Source organism: Methylomagnum sp., assembly GCF_054333355.1.
The window spans coordinates 1-5,550 of the sequence record NZ_JBTEKS010000291.1; the positions used below are offsets into that span (position 1 = coordinate 1).

Genomic DNA, 5,550 nt, shown 5'->3' on the forward strand with positions numbered 1-5,550 from the left:
ATAGGGCGTTTAAGGTGATATATCGGAGGGATGGAGCGGGTGATGGGAATCGAACCCACGTTCACAGCTTGGGAAGCTGTTGTCTTACCATTAGACGACACCCGCCCTGATTTTCAGGGAGGCTAGGTTCTGTTGACATAAGCGCGAAAAGCGCCAGGAAACATGGGCCTACGTTTTTAGGCGCTGCGGCTAACCGTCTGTTCCCAAAACCAATTTTTCCTTACGTCAATAGAGCCTAGAGGATGAACGGGGTTAAATTGTATAACAATTACGGCGGATCGAGAATCGTTTCAAGCCATGCGGCTCGTAAAAATGTTTTGGGTGCCTTCCCAACGCTTTGTGCGGCCTTATCACGAGTCGTTGTCAAGCAAAGCCGTTATCTTCATAACCTGAATCCGGTAAGATTGGATTTTAGCAAAACGCAATCGGGAGATTAAATATGGGTATTGGCATCTGGGAGCTTATGCTCCTTTTTTTGATCGTGCTTCTGTTGTTCGGCACCAAGCGGCTTCGTAACATCGGGGGCGACCTGGGGTCAGCTATCAAGAGCTTCAAGACCGCCATGAGCGAGGGGGATGACGACAAGTCCGGGCGTACCGTCGAAGATGAGTCCGCGCCCGAGAAGAAGGAAAAATCCAGCTAACGGTCCAGCGCCATGTTCGATATAGGTTTTTGGGAGCTGGTCCTGGTCGGCGTGGTGGCCTTGCTGGTATTCGGGCCAGAGCGCTTGCCACGGGTGGCCAGGGAGGCTGCGTTGTGGATGCGTAAAGCCCGCTCTATGGTGGCCTCCGTTAAGTCGGAGATCGATCAGGAATTGCGGTTGGAGGAATTAAAACAATCCCTGCAGGAAGGGAAGAAACGGCTCGAAAGGGATGCCTCGGCCTTCAATAGCGACGAACTCGCGAAGCGGATGATGGCCGCTTCCAGGAATAAGTCCGAGCCTGAGGCCAACCGTGCGGAGCCGAGCCATGAGAAAGAATGAACCTGAGGGGATGGAGGGGTTGGAACTGCCATTCATTTCCCACCTAGTGGAGCTGCGCGACCGGCTGATCCGCTGCATTGTGGTCGTCACCCTGATTTTCGCCGGGATGTCGTTCAAGGCCAACGAAATCTACGCCTATCTGGCGGGGCCGCTGACCAAACACATGCCGCCGGGGGGGCAGATGATCGCTATCGGTGTGGCCTCGCCGTTTCTTGCCCCGTTGAAGCTGACGCTGGTGGCGGCGGTGTTCGTGGCGATTCCCTTCATCCTTTATCAAGCTTGGGCCTTCATCGCTCCTGGACTCTACCAGCACGAGCGGCGTTTCGCTTTGCCGCTGCTGGTGGCAAGCATCTTTTTGTTCTACGCCGGGATGGCGTTCGCCTATTTCGCGGTGTTCCCGATCATCTTCCAATTCATGATTATGACCGCGCCCGTCGGCGTGGCGGTGATGACGGACATCAATCAGTACATGGATTTCGTGCTGACCCTGTTCTTCGCCTTCGGCATTTCCTTCGAAGTGCCGATTGCCACCATTCTGCTGGTAGCGACGGGGATTGCCACGCGGGAAACCATCGCCGACAAGCGTCCCTATGCCATCGTGCTGGCCTTCGTCATTGGCATGGTGCTGACGCCGCCCGACGTGGTCTCGCAAACCATGCTGGCGGTGCCGATTTGGCTGCTGTTTGAACTGGGGCTGGTGTTCTCCCGCTTCTTCACACCCCGGCGGCGGGCGGAAATCGACCACTTGCCCGATGCGTGACGGGCCATGGATTCCGATTCGTCGGCGCCCGGCCTGATTTTTCTCTTCACTGATTTCGGTGCTGAGGGTCCGTATCTCGGCCAGATGGAAGCCGTGTTACGGATGAACGCGCCGGGGGTGCCGGTCATCAATTTGGTCAGCAACGCGCCGTGCGGAGACCCGCGCCACAGCGCCTACCTGCTCGCCGCTTTAAGCCGCCACTGCCCGCCGGACAGTGTAATTCTCGGCGTGGTTGATCCGGGCGTGGGCGGCGAGCGTCTCCCCGTCGTGCTACAGGAGGACGGGCGCTGGTTCGTCGGGCCGGACAATGGCTTGTTCAACACCGTCGCCGCGCAAGCCTCGCGGGTTGAATGGCGGGTCATCGACTGGCGACCGGATACCTTATCGGCCAGTTTTCACGGGCGGGATTTATTCGCTTCCATCGCGGCGCGTATCGCCCGGAATGATTTCACCTGGGGTCAAGTTTGGCAGGGACCGGATTTACAGGACTGGCCCGCCGACTTGGCCGAAATCATCTACATCGACCATTACGGCAACGCCATCACCGGGCTGCGCTATCGGGCTGAATTGGATGGGCAGGTGCTGTGGGTGAATGGCCGGAGCATCCCGCAGGCTTCCACTTTTTGTGAGGTCGGTGAAGGGCAGGCGTTCTGGTATCGCAATTCGATGGATTTGGTGGAGGTGGCGGTCAACCGGGACCGGGCCGACCGTTGTTTAGGATTGGTTGTCGGTATGCCCATCCATCTGGCGTAAAAATCGTGCTTGTAGGTCGGGCTTAAGCCCGACCTACAGAGGCGTTGCATAAAAAACCCCGCCACTCAGGACGGGGTTTTTTTAGACCGGGTGAAACTCGGCTTACTTGATTTTCACCAATTCCTTGCCATCGCTCTCGAAGTGGCAAATGCCGGCGGCGAAATAGCCGCATTCTTCCGACTGTTCCACCTTGGCGCCGTTTGGGCTGAGCTTGATGTTCAGCGAGCAATAACGGGCCTCGCCCTCGATCTGCTTCCGCATCACCAGTTCGGTTTCGTTCACGGCCTTGGCTTCGCCTGACACCTCGGCGGAGCAAGGCTTCTGGCCTTGTTCGGAAGCGTTGGGTTCGAAGTTCACGTCCATGGCAACGGTCACGTCATCGCCGATTTTGGTGATCTTCAGATGATGGACGTGGTTGTCGTCGCGCAGCAGGTAATGATCCGTGGACGCGAACGCGCTGCCGGACACGATCAGGGCCAAGCCTAAGAACAAGCTTCTTTTCATGGTTTTTCCTCGTTTTGTTATTGAATGGATTAGTCGCGCAGCAATTCGTTGATGCCGACCTTGCCACGGGTCTTTTCGTCCACCTGCTTGATGATGACCGCGCAGTACAGGCTGTGGCTGCCATCCTTCGCCGGTAGGTTGCCGGACACCACCACCGATCCGGCGGGGATGCGCCCGTAGGTGATTTCGCCGGTCATGCGATTGTAAATCTTGGTGCTTTGGCCGATGTAGACGCCCATCGAAATGACCGAGCCTTCCTCGACCACCACGCCTTCGACCACTTCCGAACGGGCACCGATGAAGCAGTTGTCTTCGATGATGGTGGGGCCGGCCTGCAAGGGTTCCAGCACGCCGCCGATACCGACGCCGCCGGAGAGGTGAACGTTCTTGCCGATTTGGGCACAGGAGCCGACCGTGGCCCAGGTATCGACCATAGTGCCGGAGTCGACGAAAGCGCCGATGTTGACGAAGGAGGGCATCAGCACCACGTTCGGGCCGATGTAGGAACCTCGCCGCACCACCGCGCCCGGCACGGCGCGAGCGCCTTGGGCTTTGAATTCTGCTTCGCCGAACTGGGCGAACTTGGGTTCCACTTTGTCGTAGTAGCGGCAGTCGCCTTCGCCCATGACGCGGTTGTCGTTGATGCGGAAGGACAGCAGCACGGCCTTTTTGAGCCACTGGTTGACGACCCACTGATGACCGTCGATCTTCTCGGCCACGCGGCGCTGGCCGCTGTCGAGAAGGTTCAGGGATTCGTTGATGGCTTCGCGGATTTCCGCGCTGACGGACGTGGGGGAGACTTCGGCGCGGTTTTCGAAGGCTTGGTTGATGATGGTTTCGAGATTCGACATGGGTTTTAGCTTAGGGTTAATGACAAGGATAAATAGGGATAAACAGGCTTTTAATGCCGCATAAAATCAACAATCCGCCGGGCGGCTTCCACACATTCCCCCAGCGAAGCCACCAACGCCAGCCGCACATGATTGCGGCCCGGATTCACTCCGTGAGCTTCGCGGGACAGATAACTTCCCGGCAGCACCGTGATATGGGTTTGAGCGAACAGGGCGCGGGCGAATTCCTGATCGTCCACCGGCGTCTTGGGCCACAGATAAAACCCCGCCGGAGGCACCGCCACATCCAGCACATCCTTCAGAATGCCGTGGACCGCCGCGAATTTCTCCCGATACAGCGCCCGGTTTTCCACGACATGGCTTTCATCCTGCCATGCGGCGAGGCTGGCTTGCTGCACCGGCAGGGACAGGGCGCAGCCGTGATAGGTGCGGTACAGCAGGAATTTCGCGAGGATGGCCGCATCTCCGGCGACGAACCCGGACCGCAACCCAGGCGCGTTGGAGCGCTTGGACAAGCTGTGGAACACCACGCACCGCTCGAACGCCGTATTGCCCATGGCGTGGGCGGTCTGTAGCAGGCCCGGCGGCGGCGCCGATTCATCCAAGTAGAGCTCGGAATAGCACTCGTCGGACGCGATGATGAAACCGAACCGCGCCGACAATTCAATCAGCTTGCGGTGGGTTTCCGTGCCGATGACCGCCCCGGTGGGATTGCCCGGCGAACAGATATACAGCAACCGGCACCGCGCCCACACCGCGTCCGGCACGGCGTCGAAATCCGGTAGATAGCCCGTCTCGCGGGTGGTGTTCAGGAAATACGGCTCGGCCCCGGCCAGCAGGGCCGCGCCTTCGTAAATTTGGTAAAACGGATTCGGCATCAAAACCAGCGCCCGCTCGCTGGGGTCCAGAACGGCCTGGGCGAAGGCGAACAGCGCCTCGCGGGTGCCGTTGCAGGGCAGGACGTGCCGTTCCGCATCCACCGCGCCTTCCGGCAATTGAAACCGCCGCGTCAGCCACTCGGCGATGGTTTGCCGCAATTCCGGGATGCCCTTGGTGGCCGGATAGTTGCTGAGTCCGCTCAGGTTGGCGGTCAGGGCATCGGCGATGAAGCGGGGCGTGGGGTGCTTGGGTTCGCCGATGGACAGGGCAATGTGGGAAAGTTCCGCCGGAGGCTGAATCCCCGCCTTGAGCTTCGCCAGCTTCTCGAAAGGGTAGGGCTGTAATTTGTCCAGGTTGGGATTCATTTAACCGCGCCAGGCCAGTTTGGATTCCAGGAACGGCACCACCTCTCCCAACGGGATTTCGATGGCGGCGGCGTCGCGACGGCCCTTGTATTCGACACGGCCCGTATCCAGCAGGCGGTCGCTGATGACGATCCGGTGCGGAATGCCGACCAGTTCCAAATCGGCGAACATAACGCCGGGACGGGCCTTGCGGTCGTCGAACAGCACATCCAAACCGGCTTCCTTCATGGTTCGGTACAGATGCTCGGCGGCTTCCCGTAGGCGCTCGGAGGTCTGCATGTTGATGGGCGCCAACGCCACCTGGAAGGGCGCCAAGGCTTCCGGCCAGATGACGCCGCGCTCGTCATGGTTCTGCTCAATGGCGGCGGCCACCACCCGCGACACGCCGATGCCGTAACAGCCCATAATCAGCACTTGGTGCTTGCCTTCCTCGTTCAGCACCGTGGCCTGCATGGC

8 protein-coding genes and 1 tRNA gene are annotated in these 5,550 nt (G+C 59.2%); 4 read left to right on the plus strand and 5 right to left on the minus strand.

What is annotated here, in order from left to right; genetic code table 11:
- Window positions 1-31: 31 nt before the first annotated feature.
- Window positions 32-105 (minus strand) — tRNA-Gly (locus ACXWUF_RS17450).
- Window positions 106-439: 334 nt separating this feature from the next.
- Here ACXWUF_RS17450 and tatA point away from each other — a divergent pair.
- From tatA to ACXWUF_RS17470, 4 genes are read left to right on the plus strand one after another with little or no spacing between them, the layout of a single operon-like run.
- Entirely contained in the window at window positions 440-643 is a 204-nt protein-coding gene (gene tatA / locus ACXWUF_RS17455; protein ID WP_458495892.1) for a twin-arginine translocase TatA/TatE family subunit, read from the plus strand.
- A gap of 12 nt (window positions 644-655) precedes the next feature.
- Window positions 656-982 carry a Sec-independent protein translocase protein TatB gene (gene tatB, locus ACXWUF_RS17460; protein WP_458495893.1) on the plus strand — a complete coding sequence of 109 codons (327 nt, stop codon included), beginning with the start codon at window positions 656-658 and terminating at the stop codon, window positions 980-982.
- Window positions 969-1,742, plus strand: a complete 774-nt coding sequence (gene tatC, locus ACXWUF_RS17465) for a twin-arginine translocase subunit TatC (RefSeq protein WP_458495894.1) — start codon at window positions 969-971, stop codon at window positions 1,740-1,742. Before tatB ends, tatC begins: the two co-directional genes overlap by 14 nt.
- Window positions 1,743-1,748: 6 nt before the next feature.
- Window positions 1,749-2,495 carry an SAM hydrolase/SAM-dependent halogenase family protein gene (locus ACXWUF_RS17470; RefSeq protein ID WP_458495895.1) on the plus strand — a complete coding sequence of 249 codons (747 nt, stop codon included), beginning with the start codon at window positions 1,749-1,751 and terminating at the stop codon, window positions 2,493-2,495.
- A gap of 102 nt (window positions 2,496-2,597) precedes the next feature.
- Here the strand turns inward: ACXWUF_RS17470 and ACXWUF_RS17475 are convergent, their stop codons facing one another.
- The 4 genes from ACXWUF_RS17475 to ACXWUF_RS17490 all read right to left on the minus strand — a co-directional run.
- Entirely contained in the window at window positions 2,598-2,999 is a 402-nt protein-coding gene (locus ACXWUF_RS17475; RefSeq protein ID WP_458495896.1) for a hypothetical protein, read from the minus strand.
- A gap of 29 nt (window positions 3,000-3,028) precedes the next feature.
- Window positions 3,029-3,850, minus strand: coding sequence for a 2,3,4,5-tetrahydropyridine-2,6-dicarboxylate N-succinyltransferase (gene dapD, locus ACXWUF_RS17480; RefSeq protein ID WP_458495897.1), 822 nt, complete (start codon window positions 3,848-3,850; stop codon window positions 3,029-3,031).
- A 50-nt stretch (window positions 3,851-3,900) separates the two neighbouring features.
- Window positions 3,901-5,094, minus strand: coding sequence for a succinyldiaminopimelate transaminase (gene dapC / locus ACXWUF_RS17485; RefSeq protein WP_458495898.1), 1,194 nt, complete (start codon window positions 5,092-5,094; stop codon window positions 3,901-3,903).
- Window positions 5,095-5,550 (minus strand): His/Gly/Thr/Pro-type tRNA ligase C-terminal domain-containing protein (locus ACXWUF_RS17490; protein WP_458495899.1); only part of this gene is annotated, 456 nt, incomplete at its 5' end.